Raw genomic sequence first — 22,078 nt, 5'->3', positions numbered from 1 at the left:
CTTGCCATGAACACAGCGGACCTTGGGCTGCCGGTGGACGTTCCCTCGACAGCGCTCTTCACGGACCAGTACGAGCTCACGATGCTGCAGGCCGCCCTGAAGGCGGGTACCGCCGAACGGCGCAGCGTGTTCGAGGTCTTCACCCGGCGGCTGCCGGAGGGGCGGCGCTACGGCGTCGTCGCGGGCACCGGCCGAGTGCTGGACGCGGTCGAGAACTTCCGTTTCGACGCGGACGTCCTCGGCTTCCTGCGCGAGGGCGGCATCGTCGACGACGAGACCCTGGACTGGCTCGCCTCGTACCGCTTCTCGGGTGACATCTGGGGCTATCCGGAGGGGGAGGTGTACTTCCCGGGCTCGCCGATCATGCGGGTCGAGGGCTCCTTCGCCGAGTGCGTGCTCCTGGAGACCGTGATCCTGTCGATCCTCAACCACGACTCGGCGATCGCCGCGGCCGCCTCCCGGATGTCCTCGGCCGCCGGGGAGCGCCCCCTGATCGAGATGGGGGCCCGCCGCACCCACGAGCTGGCCGCGGTCGCCGCCGCGCGCGCCGCGTACGTCGGCGGCTTCACCACCACCTCCGACCTGGCGGCGGGCTTCCGCTACGGCATCCCCACGGTGGGCACGAGCGCGCACGCCTTCACCCTGCTCCACGACCACGAACAGGACGCCTTCCAGGCCCAGGTGAACTCGCTGGGCCGGGGCACCACGCTGCTGGTGGACACCTACGACGTCACGGAGGCCGTCCGTACGGCCGTCGAGGTCGCCGGGCCCGAGCTGGGCGCGGTGCGCATCGACTCCGGTGACCTGCTGCTGGTCGCGTACCGGGTACGGCAGCAGCTGGACGAGCTGGGCGCGACGGACACGCGGATCATCGTGACCTCCGACCTGGACGAGTACGCCATCGCCTCGCTCGCGGCGGCGCCCGTGGACGCGTACGGCGTCGGCACCCAGTTGGTGACCGGTTCCGGGCACCCGACCTGCTCGATGGTCTACAAGCTGGTCGCCCGCGCCGAGTCCGCCGACCTCAAGGCCCCGCTGGTGCCGGTGGCGAAGAAGTCGTCCGGCGGCAAGACGTCCATCGGCGGCCGCAAGTGGGCGGCGCGGCGCCTGGACGAGTACGGGATCGCGGAGGCGGAGGTCGTCGGCACCGGGGCGGTGCCGGGCGAACTCGTCGACCGGCAGCTGCTCGTCGAGCTCGTCAAGGCCGGCGAGGTCGTCGCGCGGGAGCCGCTGGACGTCGTACGCGACCGGCACGCGGCCGCCCGGGCCAACCTGCCGCTGTCGGCGACGCAGTTGTCGCGCGGAGAACCGGTCATCCCGACGGAGTACGTGCACGGGCGCTCGGGTAGCTAGAGCCTGACACAGGATCCAAAGGGGGGGCCGTGCTTCACGCCCTGCCGTGCCCCCTCCCGTCCCGCCCCACAAGTCCGTAGGCTCGGAGGTTCACCGGCCGGGCCCGCACCCCTGCTCCACCCCGACCCCATAGTCGAAGGACACCGACCATGCGCCGCGCCTTGATCGTCGTTGACGTGCAGAACGACTTCTGCGAAGGGGGCAGTCTCGCGGTGGCCGGGGGTGCCGATGTGGCCGCCGCCGTCACCGAGCTGATCGGGCAGGCGGCCGGCTCCGGCTACCAGCACGTGGTGGCCACCCGCGACCACCACATCGCCCCCGGCGGCCACTTCGCCGACAACCCCGACTACGCCCACTCCTGGCCCGCGCACTGCGTCGCCGGCACCGAGGGCGTCGGCTTCCACCCGAACTTCGCCCCGGCCGTCGCCTCCGGCGCGGTCGACGCCGTCTTCGACAAGGGCGCGTACGCGGCCGCCTACAGCGGCTTCGAGGGCGCCGACGAGAACGGCGTGACACTCGCCGACTGGCTGCGCGCCCGGCAGGTCGAGGAGGTCGACGTCGTCGGCATCGCGACCGACCACTGCGTGCGCGCCACCGCCCTGGACGCGGCCCGCGAGGGCTTCCGTACGCAGGTGCTGCTGGACCTCACGGCCGGGGTGGCCGAGGAGACCACCGAGCGGGCCGTCGAGGAGCTGCGCGCGGCCGGCGTGGAGCTGACCGGGAAGCCGGTCGTCTAGGGCCTGTTGCGAAAGTGGCGTCGTCGCCCGAAGGGCGGCCGCGCGGCGTCCGGTGCGTGCTCTCGGCGTGCCGCCCGGAAGCCCTCGTACCGGGCGTACTCGGGCTTTCGGGCGGTGCGGCGAGTGGGGGCACCGCCCACGCCCTCAAGGCAGTGGGGGAGCGTGCCGGGCGTCGCGCGGCAGGCGCCACTTTCGCAACAGGCCCTGGAGCCCGCGCAGCCCCGCGCAGCCCGGCGGGGTCACGCCGGGGCCGGGGGGCGTCTGAGCAACGCCCTGATCGGGTGCCAGAGCTCCTGGACGAGCTCCGGTCCGCCGACAGCGTTGTCAGGCGCCGTACGCCATATCAGGCCGTCCGGATGGTGCAGGACCGCGGTGATCTCGTCGGGGGTCGGCGGCGCGGCGTTGCCACGCAGGTAGACCGCCCGCATGCCGAGGTTGCGGAGCCTGGTCAGGGCGCGCGCACGGTTCTGGGCATGGACGAGGAAGCGGACACTGCCCGTGCCGTCGGCGGTGGGGCTGGGCAGGTTCAATGCCACCACCACGCTGCCGGTCGGCAGCTTGCAGAAACCTCCTGCGGCCATGCGGTCACACCCCCGTGCGAGTCGGCGTCAACATCGGTGTCAATAAGAGAACCACAGGACGCACCTAAACACGATCGGCGGCAACCCGCCAGGGGGTCACCGCCGATACGCTTCTGACCTGCGAAAATACTGTCTACTTCGCGGACGGTCCGACCTGGAGCGTGATCGTCGAGCCGCTCAGCGGCTCCTTGACGATCTTGATCCGGGTGTCGGTGTCAGTGACCCTGACGCCCGCGAGCGGGGTCGACTCGTCGTAGTACGTCGACGTGCCGTCGTCGAAGACCGGGACTCCGGGACGCGACTTGATCTTCGTGGCGACGCCCGCGTTGTGGAGCGTGAGCGCGTCCGTCGGGTACCAGCTGAAGGTCGAGTCGAAGGACTGGATGCGGTTGCGCATCAGCGAACCGTCCGACCACTTCAGCGGCGTCGGGTGGGAGTCGACCGGCAGGATCAGACCCTCACCGGGGTGCTGGCTGGTGTTGTCGTCGGCCTGGGAGGTGTCCCACTTCCAGATCAACAGGCCGTTCTGGTAGGCGTAGTGCTCCACCCAGTCCGGACGGGTCGTCGAGAAGCCGAAGTTGTACGGGCCGACCTTGAGGGTCTTGTCGTACGACACGTACTGGCGGTTCTCGGCGATGTAGTACTGCGCGTAGTCGTCGGTGATGGACGCGCCGATGCGGGAGAAGCCGTTCGCCGTCCAGGCCGCGTCCGCGGACTCGGCGGTGTCGGAGAACAGGGCCGCGCCGTCTGCGGTCACCGTGATCTGGTCGGCCGCGAAGCCCTTCTGGGCCACGCCGCCGTCGGTGGCGTAGCGGAAGCGCAGGTCGACCTTTTGGCCCGCGTAGGCGTCCAGCGGGTAGGTCAGCTTCTGGTAGGCGTCCACCGTGCCGGTGAGGGCGGGCTTGCCGCTGCCGTCGCGCGGGACGGCGGTGCCGTCGGCCAGAGTGCCGTCGATCGGCGTCCAGTTGGTGCCGCCGTCGGTGGAGACCTCGGTGTAGAGGTAGTCGTAGTCGGCCTCGATGTCCCACCAGCCGTCGAGGGTCAGCGCCGCCGACGCCTTGCCGGTCAGGTCGACCGTACGGGCCAGGGTGTTGCGGAGGTTGTCGCCGCTGCCGCTCCACCACTGGGTGGCGCCCTGGGCCGGGGTGACCACCTCGGTGGTGACCTTCTTGTCGGGCAACTGCACGATGAGGGCCTGCGGGTTCTTGGTGTTGTACTCCGCGACGCCCAGCGTGTGGGTGGACTTGGTGCCGGCCTTGGCCACGTCGTAGTCCAGCCAGCCCAGTTGCAGCTTGTCCCAGGCGTTCATGTCGCCGGGCAGGTCGCCGATGGAGTCCTTGCCGGTGCCGAGCCAGGAGCCGGACGACATCAGGGTCCAGAAGCCGGTGGAGTTCTCGCCGCCGCCGGAGGTGTCGTACTCGTCGGGCAGGCCGAGGTCGTGGCCGTACTCGTGGGCGTAGACGCCCAGGCCGCCGTTCTCCGGCTGGATGGTGTAGTCGCCGACCCAGATGCCGGTGTCGCCGATCTGGGCGCCGCCGAGCTTGTTGGTGTCGGGGCCGGTGGAGCCGGCGTCGGTGCCGAAGGCGTACCAGCGGTGGGCCCAGATCGCGTCCGCGCCCTGGGCGCCGCCGCCGGCGGACTCGTCCTCACCGGCGTGCACGATCTGGAAGTGGTCGATGTAGCCGTCGGACTCGTTGAAGTCGCCGTCGGCGTCGAAGTCGTAGCGGTCCCACTGGTCGAACTCGGCCAGCTCCGCCTTGATCTCGGCGGCGGTGGCTCCGGCGGCCTCGCGCTCGGCGACCCAGGCGTTGACGCCGTCCTGCACCGCGTACCAGGCGCCGGTGGCGGCGTCGTTGGAGCCGTAACGGGCCTCGTTGTAGGGGACCTTGACCCAGTCGGTGACCTCGCCCTCGACCGAGTAGCGGCCCGAGGACTGCTTCTCGTAGTACTTCTTGAGGGACTCGGTGTTCTTGCCGGTGCCGAAGTACAGGTCCTGGAAGTGCGCCTGGTTGTAGTCCGCCTGCCAGGCCGTGCTGTTGTCCACCGCGCGGTCGGGCTCGGCTATCTCGTTGTGCAGCGGGCCGACCGTGCCGCCGTAGCGGCTGTCGATCTGGTCGCCGAACTCGACGAGGATCGTGAAGATCTTGTCGGTCTTCTCGCGGCCGAGCTCGACGTACTTGTCCTTGCCCTTGGAGCCGTCGAGCCTGACGACCTTCGAGCCGTCCCGGTCCTTGACCGTGGCGGCGCCGGATATGACCTGGTCGAGTGCTTCCTTGCGCTGGGCCTCCTGCGTCTTGGACAGGGGGCCGTCGAGGTCGTGCTCCCTGCTCTTCGCCGGCTGCGGGTCGTGCCCGTCGGCGGTGGCGGGTGCGGCGGCCGGATCGGCCTGCGCCACCGCGAAGGTGGAGATGGTGGCGGTGGCGGCGGCGAGCGCCACCACGGTCGCGGCGGCTCTGAGCTGCCAGGGTCTACTGGTCACTTCAGTCTCTCCCCATTGGTCAAGTGCCGGTATTCGACTAAAGGTTGGGGAGAAAAGACAGACCTTGACTTGAGCACGCCAATTGCACTATGCGGAGACCCAGTTCACATTGCGGACACATGACGGAGTGCCGAACAGGCGCGCGAGTCCGTCCACTTGCTGGACGTCATGACTCCGTGCGCCCCCCGTGCTCCGGCACTGTTGGTCAGGTCACGCTTACCGTTCGTTCCACTCGGGCATGCAGGCGATTAGAGTCGATTGGCGGAACGCCCGGAATACGGCGGAAAGCCAGGCCGACACCCCCCGTGGACCCCACTTCCGAGGACACGATTGACATGCCTCGTCCGACTGTCACGCCTCGCCCGACGGCCGCACAGCTCGCCTACGGTTCGTGCACCGTGATTTTCTCGACGCTCGCCATGCTGCTGCTGTCACAGACGAGTTCAGGTGTGGGGATCGCGATCATCGCCTTCTCGGCGCTCGTCCTCGGGCTGCTGGTGGCGATGACCGTACCGGTGCACAAGCCCCGCGTGGTCGCGGTACACCGCCCCGCCACGGAAACGGCACAGGCGCCCGTACCGGCCTCGGTCGCCTCGCTGGCATCCGAACAGCCCGTGCACGAGCGCGCTGCGTCCTGACGTAAGCCTTCTGTCGAGACCTCTCCGGTCGAGTCTTCTCTGATCGACACTTCTGTGGTCGGTGGTCAGGTGGTCCTGACCACCACCGTCTTCGCCGCCTTGTCGTGCAGGCCCTGCTTGTAGGGCTTGTCGAAGTAGCTCCAGCCGCCCGAGATCGCGGTCCAGATACAGGCGCAGCAGAACGCGAACGGGATCCACAGCACCGCGGAGCGGGTCAGCGTGCTCTGCATGGACGGTGTGGCCCCGTTGTCCAGGTTGGCCACCCGCATGCCCAGCCACTTCTTGCCGAGCGTCTGCCCCGACTTGACGATCATGAAGGTGTCGTAGCCGATGTAGAGCAGGGCCGCGACCAGCGACTGACCGAGCGACTTGCCGTACTCCACGTCGTCGCCGTCCACGTTGTACTCGTTGACGCCGAAACCCCACGTGAGCAGCCAGACGACGATGCCCACGAGGATCATGTCGATGATCCGGGCGAGCGTGCGCCGGCCGCTCTCGGCGAGCGGGGGCATGCCGGCCAGCGGATCGCCGGGATACCCGCCACCGCCGCCGTACGGGGCGCCACCTCCCCCGTAGGGGTCACCGCCGCCCTGGTAAGGCGGGGGCTGGCTGCCGTACGGGGGCTGATCGCCGTACGGCGATCCCGAGCCCTCGGCCGGAGGGGGCTGCTTCCTGAACGGGTCGTCTTCCGGTGGCTGCTGACCGGAGCCGGGAGGCGGTTCGCTGCTCATGGCCCGAGTCGACCGTGAACCCTCCCGTTCCGCATCCGGCGAGCGGCCGTCCGGGCTACCGAATCGTGTACGCCGTCCGCTGTACGCCGTCAGCCCGCCACGAACGTATGCGCCGCCTTGTCGTGCCAGCACTGGTGCCACGGCCGGTCGAACAGGCCCCACGCGACGCCCACGAGCCCGATGCCGAGCAGGCCGGGCACACTGTAGACCAGCCAGCGGCGCAGGGCCCCGCCGAAGGTCGGCGGCTCGCCGCCCTCGATGTCCCGCACCTCCAGGCCGAGCAGCTTCTTGCCGAGGGTGCGGCCCCACTTGGCGGTGGGCAGCGCCTCGTAGAGGACGCCGAAGAGCAGCAGGACGGCGAGGATGATGCCGAGGTAGACCGACGTCGTGCCGTCGAGCAGCCAGACCGTGACGGTCTCACCGGACAGCTTGGCCGCGTCGATCTTCTCGTTGACGTGGTCGATCGCCTTGGTGCCGAGCGGTACGGCGGCCCCGGCGGTGACGGCCGCGAGAACCAGGGTGTCCACCAGACGGGCGGCCAGCCGCTTGCCGAGGCCCGCGGGGCGGGCGGACGCCTGACGCCGGGCGGCGGCCTGGAAGATGTCCTCCACCGGCGGCTTCCAGGGCGCGACCGGCTGCTCCTCGTCGGACGCGCCCGCGAGCCGGTGCACCTGCTGCGCCCAGGAGGGCTGGCCGCCACCGGCGCCGCTCGCCATCGGCGTGCCGCCGGAGGCGGCGGGCTGCGGCTGCGGTGCGCCGGGCTGCTGGGGCACGCTCGGGGCGGCCTGCTGCGGGCCGGACGCCGGGGACGCCGGGGGCGTCTGCTGGGGGCCGGAGAGGGCGGCGGGGGCGGCTGCGGCTCCCCCGGGCCCGGCCTGCCCCTGTGCCTGGTGCCCCTGCGCCGCCGAGGCCCGGGATGCGGCGGCCTTTCCGGCGGCGAAGCCGGGGGCGTCGGGAGACGCGGGCTGCCCGGCGGGGGCGGACTGGGGGCCGTAGCCCTGCGAGGGGGCTCCGGCCGAGCCGCTCGCGGCGGCCGGTCCGGTCGTGGGCCGGGCGCCGAAGCCCGGCGTGCCCGCGCCGCCGGCCTGCCCGGCCCCTGCGCCCGCCGAGTGCTGGTCGTCGGCCCCGGGCGCGGGCTGCGGCCGCAGGCCTGCCGCCTCCGCGCCGGCTGCCGCCCCGCCCGTGCTCCCCCGCTGCGCCCCCGCCGCCCCGCTCTGCTGTGCCGTGCGCGGGGAGAGCGCGCGGAAGGTCATGGTGCCCTCGTCGTCGCGGGGGTCGCCGGGGCCCGGGACGCCGGGAGCCGCCGGGGCCGTACGGCCTGTGGTGCCCGGGCCGGAGCCGTCGGCCGCCGGTCCCGCGGGCCCCGCTGTGGCCCGGCGGAAGACGAACGTGTTGCCGGAGGCGACGTCGCCCTGGTCCGGCTCGGCGGGCGGAATCGTCGCCGAGCCGTCCGTGCGGGCGGAGCGGCCGTCCGGCTGGGCCGGGCCGTCACCGGGCTGCGCGGGACGCGGCAGCCGGGGGTCGCCACCCTGCCCCTGGGCACCCTGGGGAGCGCCCTGCGGCGAGCCCCAGGAGACCCGGCGGTCCTGGTCGCCGCCGAAGCCCGACTGGCGGGAACGGTCGGCGCCCCAGGCGGACGCGGGCTCGGGCCGGCTGCCGTGCTGGGCGTCGCCCGCCGAGGCGGGGCCGGAGGCGTCGGCCGGGTCCTCGTCGAAGAAGTGCGGGCCCGTCTCCTCGACCGGAGCCGCTCCGGGACCGGACGCGGCCCGGGCGCCCGGCGGTGGGGCGAGCGGTTCGCCGTCCGCGGGGGCCGGGCGGCTGGTGCCGGGAACCCAGGAGGCACCGTTCCAGTACCGGACATATCCGGGAATGGACGGGTCCGGGTAATACCCGTCGCGGGGCCTGTCGTCACCGGGTGCCGGGGTTGGGGCGCTCATGTCCGTCGTCCCGTATCTGCTCGGGGGTCAAATGGGGGCCTCCACATCTATCAGACCGGCGCAACAAGCACCGCCAGTCCCACCGGACCCACTCCATTTGAGCACCCTCGTGACGCTGCCGGGAAAAAAGTTCCGCGAACCCGCGTAATGCTTCCGGCCCCGCCCCCTCTCCACTCGTACGGGCCCACCGCGGGTCCCGTGCACGAGGCGCGAGAGAGGAAACACACCATGCACTACACCGTTGTGGAGCGCGAGTTGGAGCTCAGGCTCATCCTGTCGCCGGAGCGCGGCATCCCGGTCCCGGCCCTGTTGATCTACCACACCGACGACCCGTACGCCATCCACATCGCCTTCCACATCAACTCCGACCACCCGGTGCACTGGACGTTCGCCCGCGAGCTCCTCGTGGAGGGGGTGTTCCGGCCGTGCGGGCACGGGGACGTACGGGTGTGGCCGACCAAGGTCGCGGGGCGCAGCGTCGTCCTGATGGCGCTGAGTTCACCTGATGGTGACGCCCTCCTGGAGGCCCCGACGCCCCAGGTGTCCGCCTGGCTGGAGCGGACGCTGCGGGTGGTGCCCCCGGGGACCGAGGGCGAGCAACTCGGTATCGACGAGGCGCTCGACCAGTTGCTCGCCCAGTGACCGTGCCGAGGGAACGCCGGGGAAACGGGGATCAGAACAGCTTGCCCGGGTTCAGGATGCCCAGCGGGTCGAACGCCGACTTGATCGCCCGCTGCATCTCCACGCCCACCGGGCCGATCTCACGGGCCAGCCACTCCTTCTTCAGGACGCCCACGCCGTGCTCGCCGGTGATCGTGCCGCCGAGTTCCAGGCCGAGGGCCATGATCTCGTCGAAGGACTCGCGGGCGCGCCGGGACTCGTCGGGGTCCTGGGCGTCGAAGCAGACGGTCGGGTGGGTGTTGCCGTCGCCGGCGTGGGCGACGACGCCGATGGTGAGCTGGTACTTCTCGGCGATCCGCTCGGTCCCCTCCAGCATCTCGGCGAGCCGCGACCGGGGCACGCACACGTCGTCGATCATCGTCGTGCCCTTGACCGCCTCCAGGGCGGTGAGAGACAACCGGCGTGCCTGGAGGAGGAGTTCGGACTCGGCCGCGTCGTCGGCGGGGACGACCTGGGTGGCGCCCGCGGCCTCGCACAGCGCGCCGAGGGCGGCGAGGTCGGCGGCCGGGTCCGTCGTGTCGAACGCGGCCAGCAGCAGGGCTTCCGTGCTCTCCGGGAGCCCCATGTTCGCGAGGTCGTTGACGGCCTTGACCGTCGTACGGTCCATCAGTTCGAGGAGGGACGGCACGTGGCCGCCCGCCATGATCCGGCACACGGCGTCGCACGCGGCGGCCCCGGACGCGAACTCGGCGGCCAGCACCAGCTGCTCGGGCGGCTGCGGCCGCAGGGCGAGGGTCGCCCGTACGACGATGCCGAGCGAGCCCTCGGAACCGACGAAGAGGCGGGTGAGGTCGTATCCGGCGACGCCCTTCGCCGTGCGGCGGCCGGTGGACATCAGGCGCCCGTCGGCGAGGACGACGTCGAGTCCGAGGACGTACTCGGCCGTCACCCCGTACTTCACGCAGCACAGACCGCCGGAGGCGGTGCCGATGTTGCCGCCGATCGTGCACATCTCCCAGCTGGAGGGGTCGGGCGGGTAGTAGAGCCCGTGTTCGCCCACCGCGCGGGAGAGCGTGGCGTTGACGACACCCGGTTCGACGACGGCGATGCGGTCGACCGGGTTGATCTCCAGGATCCGGTCCATCTTCGTCAGGGACAGCACGATGCAGCCGTCGGAGGCGTTGGCCGCGCCCGACAGGCCCGTGCGGGCGCCCTGCGGGACGACCGGGATCCGCAGCTCGGTGGCGACGCGCATGACGTGCTGGACCTGTTCGACCGTGCGCGGCAGGACGACCACCGCGGGGGCGCCGGCCGGGCAGAAGCTGGCCATGTCGTTGGCGTAGGAGGCCGTGACGTCCGGGTCGGTGAGGACGGTCTCGGCGGGGAGGCCGCCGAGCAGACGGTCGACGAGGTTGCCGGTCGCTGCGATGTCTTCGTCGCGGGGCGCTTCGATACGGCTCATGATCACAGGGTCGCACCGGGGGCCATCGGTGTGAACCCCATGTACACCAGCCTCCGCGTGCCGGGGTGTGGTCGTCGTATTGACGCACAGTGAGCGCCATGGAGAACCAAGAGGAGGCACCCGCGCAGCCACGCTCGTCCGGGCGGAGGCGGGTACTGATCGCCTCCGTCGCCGGGTGTGCCGTGCTCGGCGGTGTGCTGATGCTGCTGCCCTGGGAGCGGACGGCGACGCGGGCTCCCGGGCCGGCCCCGGGGGCGCAGGCGCTGACGGCGGTCACGGCCGGGGTGCCGGCCGCGCTGCCCGACCTGGCGGCGCTGATCGACGAGCGGACGTCGTATCTGCGGGCGCACCCCAGGGACGCGCTGTCGTGGGCGGTGCTCGGGTCGGCCTATGTGGAGCAGGGACGGCGGACCGCGGACCCCGCGTACTACCCGAGGGCCGACAAGGCGCTGCGGACCTCGCTCAAGGTCGCCGCCAAGGGCAACACCGAGGCCCTCGGCGGACTCGCGGCCCTGGCGAACGCGCGCCGGGACTTCCGGGCGGCGCGGACGTGGGCCGAGGCCGCCCGGAAGCTGGAGCCCGGGCGGTGGACGACGTATCCGCTGCTGATCGACGCCTACACCGGCCTCGGCGACTACAAGGCGGCCGATGCCGCCCTGGAGCGGCTGATGGACCTGCGGTCCGGGCCGGCCGTGAAGGCGCGGGCCGCGGCCGTCTACCGCGACCGGGGCCGGCGTGAGGACGCCGCCGCCCACCTCGCGGACGCGGCGGCCGGGGCCGAGGCGCCGGCCGAGCAGGCGGCCTATCTGGAGCGGGCCGGGCAGCTGGCCTGGGAGCGCGGCGACCGCGAGGACGCGCTGCGGCACTTCCAGGAGGCGGTGCGCATCGACCCCGACCAGCGGGCCGCGCTGGCCGGACAGGGGCGGGCGCTCGCGGCGCTGGGCCGCACGACGGAGGCGCTGAACGCGTACCGGATGGCCCTCAGCAAGCAGCCCTGCCCTCAATATGCCCTGGAACTGGGCGAGTTGTACGAGTCGCTGCGGCTTGGACAGGCCGCGCGGGTGCAGTACGACCTGCTGCGCGAGAGGGTGCGGAGTGCGGCCGTGGGCGGGGCCGACGAGGAGCTGGTGCTCGGGCAGTTCGAGGCCGACCACGGCGATCCCCGGGCGGCGGTACGGCGGTTGCGAGCCGAGTGGGCCCGCCAGCCGGGGATCGCGGTGGCCGACGCGCTGGGGTGGGCGCTGCACCGGGCCGGCCGCCACGAAGAGGCGCTGCGCTTCGCCGTGACGGCGACGGACCGGGCCAAGGGGGGTGGCGTACGCAGCGCGCTGTACATGTACCACCGCGGCATGATCGAGCGGGAGTTGGACCGCCACGGACCCGCGCGGCGGCACCTGGAGGAGGCCCTGCGGATCAACCCCTACTTCTCGGCTGTGCGGGTGCGGGCGGCTCGGGCTGCGCTGGCGGCGCTGGGTGAGCCGTCAGTGGAGAAGGTGCCGGAGAACTGGTAGTTCCACGCATTCCCGCATACCGCTCTCACAGGTTGCCGCGCCTGGCCTGCTCCCGCTCGATCGCCTCGAAGAGCGCCTTGAAGTTGCCCTTGCCGAAGCCCATGGAACCGTGGCGTTCGATGATCTCGAAAAAGACGGTCGGCCGGTCCTGGACCGGCTTGGTGAAGATCTGCAGCAGGTAGCCGTCCTCGTCGCGGTCCGCCAGGATCTTCAGTTCGCGCAGGGTCTCGACGGGGACGCGGGTGTCGCCGACCCACTCGCCGAGGGTGTCGTAGTACGAGTCGGGGGTGTCGAGGAACCGCACCCCGGCCGCGCGCATCGTCCGTACCGTCTCGACGATGTCGTTGGTGTTGAGCGCGATGTGCTGGACGCCGGCGCCGCCGTAGAACTCCAGGTACTCGTCGATCTGGGACTTCTTCTTGGCGATGGCGGGCTCGTTGATCGGGAACTTGACCTTGAGGGTCCCGTCGGCGACGACCTTCGACATCAGCGCGCTGTACTCGGTCGCGATGTCGTCGCCCACGAACTCCTTCATGTTCGTGAAGCCCATGACCTTGTTGTAGAAGCCGACCCACTCGTTCATCCGGCCGAGTTCGACATTGCCGACGCAGTGGTCGATCGCCTGGAAGGTGCGGTGGGCGGGGGGTTCGACCAGGGGGTCGGCCGCGACGTATCCGGGGAGGTAGGGACCGTCGTAGCCGGTCCGCTCGACGAGTGTGTGGCGGGTCTCGCCGTAGGTGGCGATCGCGGCGAGTACGACCGTGCCGTGCTCGTCCTTCAGCTCGTACGGCTCGGCGAGCGCGCGGGCGCCGTGCTCGATCGCGTAGGCGAACGCGGCGCGGGCGTCCGGGACCTCGATGGCGAGGTCGACCACGCCGTCGCCGTGTTCGGCCACGTGCTGGGCGAGGAAGTGGCCCCAGGGGGTGGCGGGCTTGACGACGGAGGTGAGGACGAAGCGGGCGGAGCCGTTCTCGAGCACGTACGAGGCGGTCTCGCGGCTGCCGTTCTCCGGTCCGGAGTAGGCGACCAGCTTCATGCCGAAGGCGGTGGAGTAGTAGTGCGCCGCCTGCTTGGCGTTGCCCACGGCGAAGACGACCGCGTCCATTCCCTTGACCGGGAAGGGGTCGGCCTGCCGGGCGGTGTCGGGAGTGTGGTGTGTGGTCTGCGTCATGCCGGAAGCGTCACCCGCGACGGCAAGGTGCGCAATAGTTCGCGAATGTGCTGGGCAATATGTTCAGTGCGGTGCCCGTTTCTGCGGGCCTTCTGTACAGGATGACCAGCGCCGGGAGGCTGCCGTGGGGACGACCGACGGGATCGACGCGCTCGACGGGCGGATCATCGTGCTGCTGGCGCGGGAGCCGCGGATCGGGGTCCTGGAGATGTCCCGGCGGCTGGGGGTCGCCCGGGGCACGGTGCAGGCGCGTCTCGACCGGCTTCAGTCGAATGGCGTCATCCGCGGATTCGGTCCGCAGGTGGACCCGGCGGCGCTCGGCTATCCCGTCACCGCGTTCGCGACGCTGCAGATCCGGCAGGGGCAAGGGCCCGACGTGCGGGCGCACTTGGCGACCGTGCCGGAGGTGCTGGAGCTGCACACCACCACCGGCAGCGGGGACATGCTGTGCCGCCTGGTGGCCCGCTCGAACGCCGATCTCCAGCGGGTCATCGACCGGGTGGTCGGTTTTGATGGGATCGTCCGGGCCTCCACCGCGATCGTCATGGAGAACCCCGTTCCGCTGCGGATCATCCCGCTGGTGGAGCAGGCGGCGGAGGACCGGGAGCCCTCCTGACGGCGACCTGAGGTGAGCGGATGTGAACTTCTGGGAGTACCTGGGCAACCGCCACCAGCAGCTGCTGACGGACGCCTACCAGCACGCGAGTGCCGTCTTCCAGTGCATGGTCGTGGCGACGCTGCTCGGCGTCCTGATCGGCATCCTGACCTATCGGAGCGAGTGGGCGGGCAGCCTCGCGACGACGACCACCTCGACCATTCTGACCGTCCCGGCGCTCGCGATGATCGGTCTGCTCATCCCGGTCGTGGGGCTGGGCGTTCCGCCCACGGTGATCGCCCTGACGCTGTACGGGCTGCTGCCGATCGTGCGGAACTCGATCGTCGGCCTGCGCGGGGTCGACCCCTCCCTGGTGGACGCGGCGACGGGCATCGGGATGTCCCGGGCGATGCGGATGGTGCGGGTCGAGCTGCCGCTGGCCTGGCCGCCGATCCTGACCGGGATCCGGGTCTCCACGCAGATGCTGATGGGCATCGCGGCGATCGCCGCCTACGCCTCCGGACCCGGCCTCGGCAATGTGATCTTCCGCGGTCTCGGCTCCCTGGGCAGCAAGAACGCGCTCAACCAGGTGCTCGCGGGCACGCTCGGGATCGTCGTCCTGGCCCTGCTGTTCGACGCCGCGTACGTCCTGATCGGGCGGCTGACCATTCCCAGGGGGATCCGTGTCTGAGACATCGACGAGCGGGACGGCATCCACGAGCGGGACGACACCCACGAGCGGCGCGACGACCGGCGCCACCATCGAGCTGGAGAACCTCACCAAGCGGTATCCGGGCAATCCCAGCCCCGCCGTGGACAACGTCAGCATGGAGATCAAGGCGGGCGAGATCGTGATCTTCGTCGGCCCGTCGGGATGCGGCAAGTCCACGACACTCAAGATGATCAACAGGCTGATCGAACCGACCGGCGGCCGCATCCGCATCAACGGCGAGGACGTCACCGACATGGACCCGGTGAAGCTGCGCCGGAAGGTCGGGTACGCGATCCAGGCCTCCGGCCTCTTCCCGCACATGACCGTCGCCCAGAACATCGCACTCGTACCGAGGATGATCGGCTGGCCGAAGGCGCGGATCAGGAACCGGGTCGAGGAGATGCTCGACCTGGTCGGACTCGACCCCGGCGAGTTCCACGGCCGCTACCCCCGCCAGCTCTCCGGCGGCCAGCAGCAACGTGTGGGCGTGGCCCGGGCGCTGGCCGCCGATCCTCCCGTGCTGCTGATGGACGAACCGTTCGGCGCGGTCGACCCGATCACCCGCGATCACCTCCAGGACGAGCTGATCCGGCTCCAGCACGAACTGCACAAGACGATCGTCTTCGTCACGCACGACTTCGACGAGGCGATCAAGCTCGGTGACCGGATCGCCGTCCTGCGCGAGCACTCGCACATCGCTCAGTTCGACACCCCGGAGGCGATCCTCACCAACCCGGCGGACGACTTCGTCTCGGGCTTCGTCGGGGCCGGGGCGGCGCTGAAGCGGCTCAACCTCACCCGCGTACGGGACGTGGAGATCACCGACTACCCGACGGTGACCATCGACGACCCGCTCCAGGAGATCTTCAACAAGCTCCGTTCCAGCGGCACCAGCGAGATCCTGCTCCTCGACAAGCGGGGCCGCCCCTACAAGTGGCTCAGGCGCGGCGACCTGATGCGCGCCAAGGGCTCGCTGGCCCGGGCCGGAACGCTGGTGAGCGACACGGTGACCCGGGACGCCACCCTGCGGGACGCGCTGGAGGCGGTGCTCATGGACAGCTCGGGGCGGGTCGCGGTGACCGGGCGGCGCGGCGAGTACACGGGGGTGGTCGACGTGGAGACGCTGATGAACTCGGTGCACGAGCTGCTGGAGGCCGACCGGCTGGAGGCGATGGCCCACCGGCACGACCTGGAGGAGCTGCGGGCCGCCCAGACGCACGCCGAGCAGGAGGGCGTCGGAGGCGTCGTCGAAGGGGGCGTCGGAGGGGTGAAGAAGGCGTGACCACCCCCGAGCTGGAGGAACCGGAAGGTCTGGAACGGCTGGAGCAGCCGCGCCGGGGAGACCGGGAAGAGATCGAAGGCGAAGCCCCGCCGCCACCGCCGGGCCCCCTGAAGCCGCGCATCACCTGGCAGAAGCTGACCCTCCTGCCCGCCGTCCTCATCGCCCTGCTGCTGGCGACCTGGCTGTGGTTCGCACAGGCGGACCTCGACCCGCTCACCGAGAACGCGCTGTCGGACGGCCAGGTGTCGAAGGCGCTGTGGCAGCACATCGAGCTCACGGCGATCTCGACGTTCTTCGTGCTCATCATCGCGATCCCGCTGGGGATCCTCCTGACCCGCAAGGCCTTCCGGAAGGCGACCCCGGTGGCGATGACGATCGCCAACATGGGCCAGGCGACCCCGGCGATCGGTCTGCTCGCCCTGCTGGTCATCTGGCTCGGCACGGGCATGAAGGCGGCCTTGGTCGGCATCATCGCCTACGCCGTGCTCCCGGTGCTGTCGAACACGATCGCCGGGCTCAAGGCGAACGACCCGACGCTGCTGGAGGCGGCCCGCGGCATCGGCATGTCCCCCACGGGGGTGCTCAGGAAGGTGGAGCTGCCGCTCGCCGTCCCGCTGATCCTCGCGGGCGTCCGCACGGCCCTGGTCCTCAACGTCGGTACGGCGACCCTCGCGACCTTCGGCGGGGGCGGCGGCCTCGGCGTCCTGATCACCACCGGCATCACCAACCAGCGGATGCCCGTGCTGGTGCTCGGCTCGATCCTCACCGTCGCCCTGGCCCTGCTGGTCGACTGGCTGGCCTCGCTGGCCGAACTGCTGCTGCGGCCGCGGGGCTTGGAGACGGGCACATGAGCCGGCTTACGTGTCTGCTGCTGGCCGGCGTGCTGGTGTCGGCGAGTGCGTGCGGCCTGACCAGCGGTTCCCCGATGGTCGACGATGTGCGGCCGGGCTCGATCGGCAAAGGAGAGCCCCTCAAGGGCGCCGACCTCACCGTGACGTCCAAGGAGTTCACCGAGCAGCTCATCCTCGGCGCGATCATGGGCATCGCCTTCGAGGCGGCCGGCGCGGACGTGCTCGACCGCACGGGCATCCAGGGTTCCATCGGCGCCCGCGAGGCGGTCAAGTCCGGTGACGCGGACGGCATGTACGAGTACACCGGCACCGCCTGGATCACGTACCTCGGCAACAGCGAGCCCATCGCCGACCCGCAGGAACAATGGCAGGCGGTGCGCGACGCCGACCTGGAGAACGGCCTGACCTGGCTGCCCCCGGCGCCGCTCAACAACACCTACGCCCTCGCGATGAACCAGGCCAACTTCGAGAAGTACGGCACGAAGACCCTCTCGGACGTGGCCGCGCTCTCGAAGAAGGACCCCGGCGCGGTCACCCTGTGTGTGGAGAGCGAGTTCGCCAACCGCGCGGACGGGCTGCCGGGCATGCAGAAGGCGTACGGCATGAGCGTCTCCGCCGGGAACATCACGCAGATGGACACCGGGATCATCTACACCCAGGCCGCGAAGGGCAGTTGCGTGTTCGGGGAGGTCTTCACCACCGACGGGCGCATCAAGTCCATGAACCTCGCGGTGATGCGGGACGACCGGAAGTTCTTCCCCAACTACAACGCGGCCCCCGAGATCAACACGAAGGCCCTGAAGAAGTGGCCGGCCATCGCGGACGTCCTCGCCCCGATCACGAAGAAGCTGGACAACGCCGTGGCCCAGGAGCTGAACGCGAAGGTGGACGTCGCCGGGGAGGATCCGCATCAGGTGGCGCTGGACTGGCTGACGGAGGAGGGATTCGTCAGGGAAGGGTGAGGGTGACGGTGAGCTAGCAGCTCGGTACGGAGCCCTTCCCGCTCTCCAGCGCGGTCAGCGCGTTCACCGCGCCCTTCAGTGTGGTCACCGGGATCAGCCGCAGGCCCTTGGGGAGTTCGGACTTCGCGTCCGAGCACTCGTCCTTCGGCACCAGGAACACCGTCGCCCCGTCCCGCCGCGCCGCCTGCGTCTTCAGGGCCACTCCCCCGACCGCGCCGACCTCGCCGTTCGCCTCGATCGTGCCGGTGCCGGCGATGGTACGGCCGCCGGTGAGGTCGCCGCCGCTGCCGTCGCCCTCGAGCTTGTCGATGATGCCGAGGGTGAAGAGCAGGCCGGCACTGGGGCCGCCGACGTCGGCGAGTTTCAGGGTGACCTTGATGTCCTTGTCGGACAGGTTGAGGTAGTTCAGGGCGGCCGTGGTCGCGGCGTCCTGGGACTCCTGCATCTGCTCGGTGTTGTACTGCTCGATCTCCTTGACGCTCTGGCCGCTCGGGTAGACCGCGTCGCGCGGCATGACCGCCTGGTCCGTGGCGAACCAGGCGTCGAGCACGTCGCCGAGGGAGACGCGGGTGTCCGGGTTGGTCGCCTCGATGGTCGTCATACGGAGCTGCCCGGTCGTGTCGCGGGTCGGAGCGCCGGAGACCGTGATCACCGGGGTGCCCTTGTTCTCGCCGAGGACGTTCGCCGTGAGCCCTGGCCGCGTCAGTGAGAACGGCAGCGGCGCGAAGGCCGCCGTGGCGAGCAGAGCCACGACGGGAACAGCGCAGACAGCGGCGGCCCGGGGGCGCGTGAGGCGAGAGAGCACGGGATCAATCTAACGCGACGCCCACATCCGGCCACGTCCCGGTCAGACTCCCACCCAGCCGCCGCAACCGCGGCACCCGCACCCGCCGTAGCTGCGGGCAGTCGTGCCGCTGGGGCGGCACGGGTGGGCGCAGCGGCACCCCGCAAGCACCGGGCCGCGCGACCCACCCCCGCCCAGCACCGACGCCGGGCGCCGCAGCCGAGCCCGCCCGCACCCGCCGTAGCTGCGGGCAGTCGTGCCGCTGGGGCGGCACGGGTGGGCGCAGCGGCACCCCGCAAGCGCCGGGCCGCGCGACCCACCCCCGCCCAGCACCGACGCCGGGCGCCGGAATCAACGCACGCGCACGGTCAGCCCGGGCCGGCGCACGTCAGTGCAGGACAGCCCGCGTCAGCGCAACGCCTCCGCGACCTCCCGAGCCGCATCCACCACCCGCGGCCCCACCCGCTCCGGCACCGCATCGGCCAGCATCACGACACCAACGCTGCCCTCGACCCCCGTAACCCCGATCAACGGCGCGGCCGCCCCACTGGCCCCCGCCTCCAACTCCCCATGCGTCAAGGTGTACCCGGCATCGTCCACGGCCTGCTGCCGCGCGGCGAGAATCGCCCGCCCCGCAGCCCCGCGGTCCAGCGGATGCCGGAACCCCGCCCGATATGCCACGTGATAGTCCGTCCACGTCGGCTCGACCACCGCAACGGCCAATGCCTCCGCCCCGTCCACCAGCGTGAGATGCGCGGTCGCTCCAATGTCCTCCGCCAGCGACCGCAAGGCCGGCAGCGCAGCCTCACGTACCAGCGGATGCACCTGACGCCCCAGCCGCAGCACGCCGAGGCCGACCCGGGCACGTCCGCCCAGGTCACGCCGTACGAGCGCGTGCTGCTCCAGCGTGGCGAGCAACCGGTACACAACGGTCCGGTTCACGCCCAGTTTGTTGGACAGTTCGGTGACGGTCAGCCCGTGGTCCGTATCGGCCAGCAGCTTGAGGACACGAAGTCCCCGGTCGAGCGTCTGAGAGGTCTCCGCGGTCACGACGCCCACTCCTCCAAGTGGTGAGGTCGGCAGCCCCCTCGCGGCAGATGCGCCACCGAGTCCCGTCGGCGACGCGCTTCAGAGGCCGCCGATCGGCCGGCGGCCCGGCCAGTTGCCGGACCGCGTCGCTTCACGGCTGCGCTCCGCGGCGGCGCTGCCACGGGGCGTATGCGTAGCCGGACATTAGCGAAGCAGGTTCGCTGAGCGGAAGGCTCCGTCCAGAATCCGGGCATCGCCCCGTGCGGACCACTCCCTTTTGTCCGCAAACGTACGGCGCGCAGCACCCCGCGTGCACCACACCCGCACAGAGCGCACACGCCCCAGCTCACGCGCCACCTCACCGTCCCCTCCGACGGCGGGCGTCACCGCATCCGCGTGGCCCACTCCTGCACCTTGGCGATCCGCTGCCGCAGCTGCCCGGCCGTGGCCTCGGCGCTCGGCGGCCCGCCGCACACCCGCCGCAGCTCGGTGTGGATGACCCCGTGCGGCTTGCCGCTCTGATGGACGTACGCGCCGACCATCGTGTTGAGCTGCTTGCGCAGCTCCATCATCTCCTTGTGCGAGACCACCGGCCGCCGCTCGGCGGGCAGTTCGAGCAGGTCGGCCTCCTCGTCCGGCTTCTTGCGGCTGTGCGCGATCTGCCGGGCCTGCCGCTTCTGGAGGAGCAGCTGCACCTGGTCGGGTTCGAGCAGCCCCGGGATGCCGAGGTAGTCCTGCTCCTCCTCGCTCCCCGGGTGGGCCTGCATGCCGAACTCGGCGCCGTCGTAGAGCACCCGGTCGAAGACGGCCTCGGACTCCAGCGCCTCGAAGGCGAACTGCTCCTGCTCGCCGGTGTCCTCGTCCTGCTCCTTGTTCGCCTCCTCCATCTCCTTCTCGGACTCGGCGTACGGGTCCTCCTCGCCCTCCTTCTTCGGCTTGTCGAGGGCGTGGTCCCGTTCCACCTCCATCTCGTTGGCGAAGGTGAGCAGGTCGGGGACGGTAGGGAGGAACACGGAGGCGGTCTCGCCGCGCCGCCGGGACCGTACGAAACGCCCGACGGCCTGCGCGAAGAAGAGGGGCGTGGAGATGGTGGTGGCGTACACCCCGACGGCGAGCCGCGGGACGTCGACGCCCTCGGACACCATCCGCACCGCGACCATCCACCGGTCGTTGCTGCTGCTGAACTCGTCGATCCTGTTGGACGCCCCGGCGTCGTCGGACAGCACGAGCGTCGCCCTGTCGCCCGTGATCTCGCGGATGAGCTTGGCGTACGCGCGCGCCGAGTCCTGGTCGGAGGCGATGACGAGCGCCCCGGCGTCCGGAATGCCCTTCCGGACCTCGGTCAGCCGCTGGTCGGCGGCCCGCAGCACGCTCGGCATCCACTCACCGCGCGGATCCAGCGCCGTACGCCAGGCCTGGCTGATGGCGTCCTTGGTCATGGGCTCGCCGAGCCGGGCGGCGATCTCGTCGCCGGCCTTGGTCCGCCACCGCATGTTGCCGCTGTAGGAGAGGAAGATGACGGGCCGGACGACCCCGTCGGACAGGGCGGACCCGTATCCGTAGGTGTAGTCGGCCGCGGACCGCCGGATCCCGTCGTTCCCCTCCTCGTACGTCACGAAGGGAATGGGGTTGGTGTCGGACCGGAAGGGCGTACCGGTGAGCGCGAGCCGTCGCGTCGCCGGCTCGAAGGCCTCCAGACAGGCCTCGCCCCACGACTTGGAGTCACCGGCGTGGTGGATCTCGTCGAGGATGACGAGGGTCTTGCGCTGCTCGACCCGGTTGCGGTGCAGCATGGGCCGCACGCCCACACCCGCGTACGTCACGGCGACGCCCTGGTAGTCCTTGCCGAGCGGACCCGCGCTGTACTCGGGGTCCAGCTTGATCCCTATCCGGGCGGCCGCCTCGGCCCACTGCTTCTTCAGGTGCTCGGTCGGCGCGACGACGGTCACCTGCTGCACGACATGGTGGTGCAGCAGCCAGGAGGCCAGCGTCAGCGCGAACGTCGTCTTCCCGGCGCCGGGCGTCGCGACGGCGAGGAAGTCACGCGGCTGCTCCTGGACGTATCTCTCCATCGCACCCTGCTGCCAGGCACGCAGCTTGCTGGCGGTACCCCAGGGGGCACGGCCGGGGAAGGCGGGGGAAAGGTGGTGGGAGGAGGCGGCGGTGGTAGTCACGGTCTCCGTCGGTGGGTGGTCGGGCGGCTCGGCGGAACTACTGGGACAGCTGGGCTACGTATGACAACCGGGCCACCCTACCGGCGGCCGGATGGTGTCAACGCGCGGACAAGCCCGGCTCGCCCGTGGGTGGGACCCACGTCACAACCGCCGCAGCCGTCCCGCGATCGCCCCGATGTCCCCCTCCGCTCCGGACGCCACATCGATGACCAGCGCGTACGCCGTGTCCTGGTCCACGCCGGCGAGATCGACACCGTTGAGCGCGAGAAAGGTCGCCGCGGCGAGCCAGGCGGTGCGCTTGTTCCCGTCGACGAGGGGGCTTGGAGCTGTTGCCGATGGAGTGCGTTCAAGAGCGTTGTGGTGAGCGGGAGTGAGTATGGGTGGTCTGTGGCGTGCCTCGGTCGTGGGATCGATTTCTGCGGTGAACTGGCGTTCCCTCATCGAATGCGTGACCTTCACGGGTGACGC

General features: G+C 71.0%; 20 protein-coding genes. 10 read left to right on the top strand and 10 right to left on the bottom strand.

Annotated elements, in window-relative coordinates; all coding sequences use genetic code 11:
• Positions 1 to 6 precede the first annotated feature (6 nt).
• Entirely contained in the window at positions 7 to 1,353 is a 1,347-nt protein-coding gene (locus OG252_RS30895) for a nicotinate phosphoribosyltransferase (protein WP_329340186.1), read from the top strand.
• A gap of 149 nt (positions 1,354 to 1,502) precedes the next feature.
• Entirely contained in the window at positions 1,503 to 2,090 is a 588-nt protein-coding gene (locus OG252_RS30890) for an isochorismatase family protein (protein ID WP_266438935.1), read from the top strand.
• A gap of 239 nt (positions 2,091 to 2,329) precedes the next feature.
• On the opposite strand, the gene OG252_RS30885 is transcribed toward OG252_RS30890, so the two are convergent.
• Both OG252_RS30885 and OG252_RS30880 read right to left on the bottom strand, forming a co-directional pair.
• Entirely contained in the window at positions 2,330 to 2,671 is a 342-nt protein-coding gene (locus OG252_RS30885) for a hypothetical protein (RefSeq protein WP_329340183.1), read from the bottom strand.
• A gap of 133 nt (positions 2,672 to 2,804) precedes the next feature.
• Positions 2,805 to 5,150, bottom strand: a complete 2,346-nt coding sequence (locus OG252_RS30880; protein ID WP_329340181.1) for an immune inhibitor A domain-containing protein — start codon at positions 5,148 to 5,150, stop codon at positions 2,805 to 2,807.
• A 335-nt stretch (positions 5,151 to 5,485) separates the two neighbouring features.
• Between OG252_RS30880 and OG252_RS30875 the strand changes: the two genes are divergently transcribed.
• Entirely contained in the window at positions 5,486 to 5,788 is a 303-nt protein-coding gene (locus OG252_RS30875) for a hypothetical protein (protein WP_266438928.1), read from the top strand.
• A gap of 65 nt (positions 5,789 to 5,853) precedes the next feature.
• Here OG252_RS30875 and OG252_RS30870 read toward each other — a convergent pair whose 3' ends face one another.
• Together OG252_RS30870 and OG252_RS30865 are read right to left on the bottom strand one after the other, a co-directional pair.
• A complete protein-coding gene (locus OG252_RS30870) occupies positions 5,854 to 6,519 on the bottom strand; it encodes an RDD family protein (protein WP_329340179.1) in 666 nt (221 codons plus the stop codon).
• Positions 6,520 to 6,608: 89 nt separating this feature from the next.
• Entirely contained in the window at positions 6,609 to 8,456 is a 1,848-nt protein-coding gene (locus OG252_RS30865; protein ID WP_329340178.1) for an RDD family protein, read from the bottom strand.
• 228 nt (positions 8,457 to 8,684) lie between these two features.
• On the opposite strand from OG252_RS30865, the gene OG252_RS30860 reads away from it, so the two are divergent.
• On the top strand, positions 8,685 to 9,098 hold the full coding sequence (locus tag OG252_RS30860) for an SsgA family sporulation/cell division regulator (protein ID WP_266438921.1): 414 nt from the start codon (positions 8,685 to 8,687) through the stop codon (positions 9,096 to 9,098).
• A 31-nt stretch (positions 9,099 to 9,129) separates the two neighbouring features.
• Here the strand turns inward: OG252_RS30860 and OG252_RS30855 are convergent, their stop codons facing one another.
• Positions 9,130 to 10,545, bottom strand: coding sequence for an FAD-binding oxidoreductase (locus OG252_RS30855; RefSeq protein WP_266438918.1), 1,416 nt, complete (start codon positions 10,543 to 10,545; stop codon positions 9,130 to 9,132).
• A 92-nt stretch (positions 10,546 to 10,637) separates the two neighbouring features.
• Between OG252_RS30855 and OG252_RS30850 the strand changes: the two genes are divergently transcribed.
• The gene (locus OG252_RS30850; protein ID WP_266438916.1) at positions 10,638 to 12,050 is read left to right on the top strand and encodes a tetratricopeptide repeat protein; all 1,413 of its coding nucleotides are present in this window, start codon (positions 10,638 to 10,640) and stop codon (positions 12,048 to 12,050) included.
• Between the two features lie 25 nt (positions 12,051 to 12,075).
• Here OG252_RS30850 and hppD read toward each other — a convergent pair whose 3' ends face one another.
• Positions 12,076 to 13,221 carry a 4-hydroxyphenylpyruvate dioxygenase gene (hppD, locus tag OG252_RS30845; protein WP_266438914.1) on the bottom strand — a complete coding sequence of 382 codons (1,146 nt, stop codon included), beginning with the start codon at positions 13,219 to 13,221 and terminating at the stop codon, positions 12,076 to 12,078.
• 124 nt (positions 13,222 to 13,345) lie between these two features.
• Here hppD and OG252_RS30840 point away from each other — a divergent pair, with 124 nt between their 5' ends.
• The 5 genes from OG252_RS30840 to OG252_RS30820 are packed head-to-tail and all read left to right on the top strand — an operon-like array spanning position 13,346 to position 17,623.
• Complete coding sequence (locus OG252_RS30840; RefSeq protein WP_266438912.1) at positions 13,346 to 13,837, top strand: Lrp/AsnC family transcriptional regulator; 492 nt, start codon at positions 13,346 to 13,348, stop codon at positions 13,835 to 13,837.
• A gap of 22 nt (positions 13,838 to 13,859) precedes the next feature.
• Complete coding sequence (locus tag OG252_RS30835; RefSeq protein WP_266438909.1) at positions 13,860 to 14,507, top strand: ABC transporter permease; 648 nt, start codon at positions 13,860 to 13,862, stop codon at positions 14,505 to 14,507.
• Entirely contained in the window at positions 14,500 to 15,810 is a 1,311-nt protein-coding gene (locus tag OG252_RS30830) for a betaine/proline/choline family ABC transporter ATP-binding protein (protein WP_406493291.1), read from the top strand. Before OG252_RS30835 ends, OG252_RS30830 begins: the two co-directional genes overlap by 8 nt.
• Positions 15,807 to 16,661 (top strand): ABC transporter permease, encoded by an 855-nt coding sequence (locus tag OG252_RS30825; RefSeq protein WP_406493293.1) that lies wholly within the window; start codon positions 15,807 to 15,809, stop codon positions 16,659 to 16,661. Before OG252_RS30830 ends, OG252_RS30825 begins: the two co-directional genes overlap by 4 nt.
• Positions 16,658 to 17,623, top strand: a complete 966-nt coding sequence (locus OG252_RS30820; RefSeq protein WP_329340177.1) for a glycine betaine ABC transporter substrate-binding protein — start codon at positions 16,658 to 16,660, stop codon at positions 17,621 to 17,623. The genes OG252_RS30825 and OG252_RS30820 overlap by 4 nt, the downstream gene beginning before the upstream one ends.
• Positions 17,624 to 17,636: 13 nt before the next feature.
• Here the strand turns inward: OG252_RS30820 and OG252_RS30815 are convergent, their stop codons facing one another.
• The 4 genes from OG252_RS30815 to OG252_RS30800 all read right to left on the bottom strand — a co-directional run bounded on the left by OG252_RS30815 (position 17,637) and on the right by OG252_RS30800 (position 22,069).
• A complete protein-coding gene (locus tag OG252_RS30815) occupies positions 17,637 to 18,428 on the bottom strand; it encodes a YlbL family protein (RefSeq protein ID WP_329340176.1) in 792 nt (263 codons plus the stop codon).
• Between the two features lie 387 nt (positions 18,429 to 18,815).
• Positions 18,816 to 19,457, bottom strand: coding sequence for an IclR family transcriptional regulator (locus tag OG252_RS30810; protein WP_266438901.1), 642 nt, complete (start codon positions 19,455 to 19,457; stop codon positions 18,816 to 18,818).
• 362 nt (positions 19,458 to 19,819) lie between these two features.
• Positions 19,820 to 21,610, bottom strand: coding sequence for a DEAD/DEAH box helicase (locus OG252_RS30805; RefSeq protein ID WP_266438899.1), 1,791 nt, complete (start codon positions 21,608 to 21,610; stop codon positions 19,820 to 19,822).
• A 141-nt stretch (positions 21,611 to 21,751) separates the two neighbouring features.
• Entirely contained in the window at positions 21,752 to 22,069 is a 318-nt protein-coding gene (locus tag OG252_RS30800) for a hypothetical protein (RefSeq protein WP_266438897.1), read from the bottom strand.
• Positions 22,070 to 22,078 lie beyond the last annotated feature (9 nt).

It is taken from the genome of Streptomyces sp. NBC_01352 (assembly GCF_036237295.1).
In the GTDB taxonomy this organism is placed as follows: domain Bacteria; phylum Actinomycetota; class Actinomycetes; order Streptomycetales; family Streptomycetaceae; genus Streptomyces; species Streptomyces plumbiresistens.
Note: the sequence above shows the minus strand (reverse complement) of the source record. Positions and strands in the feature narration are given on the sequence as shown.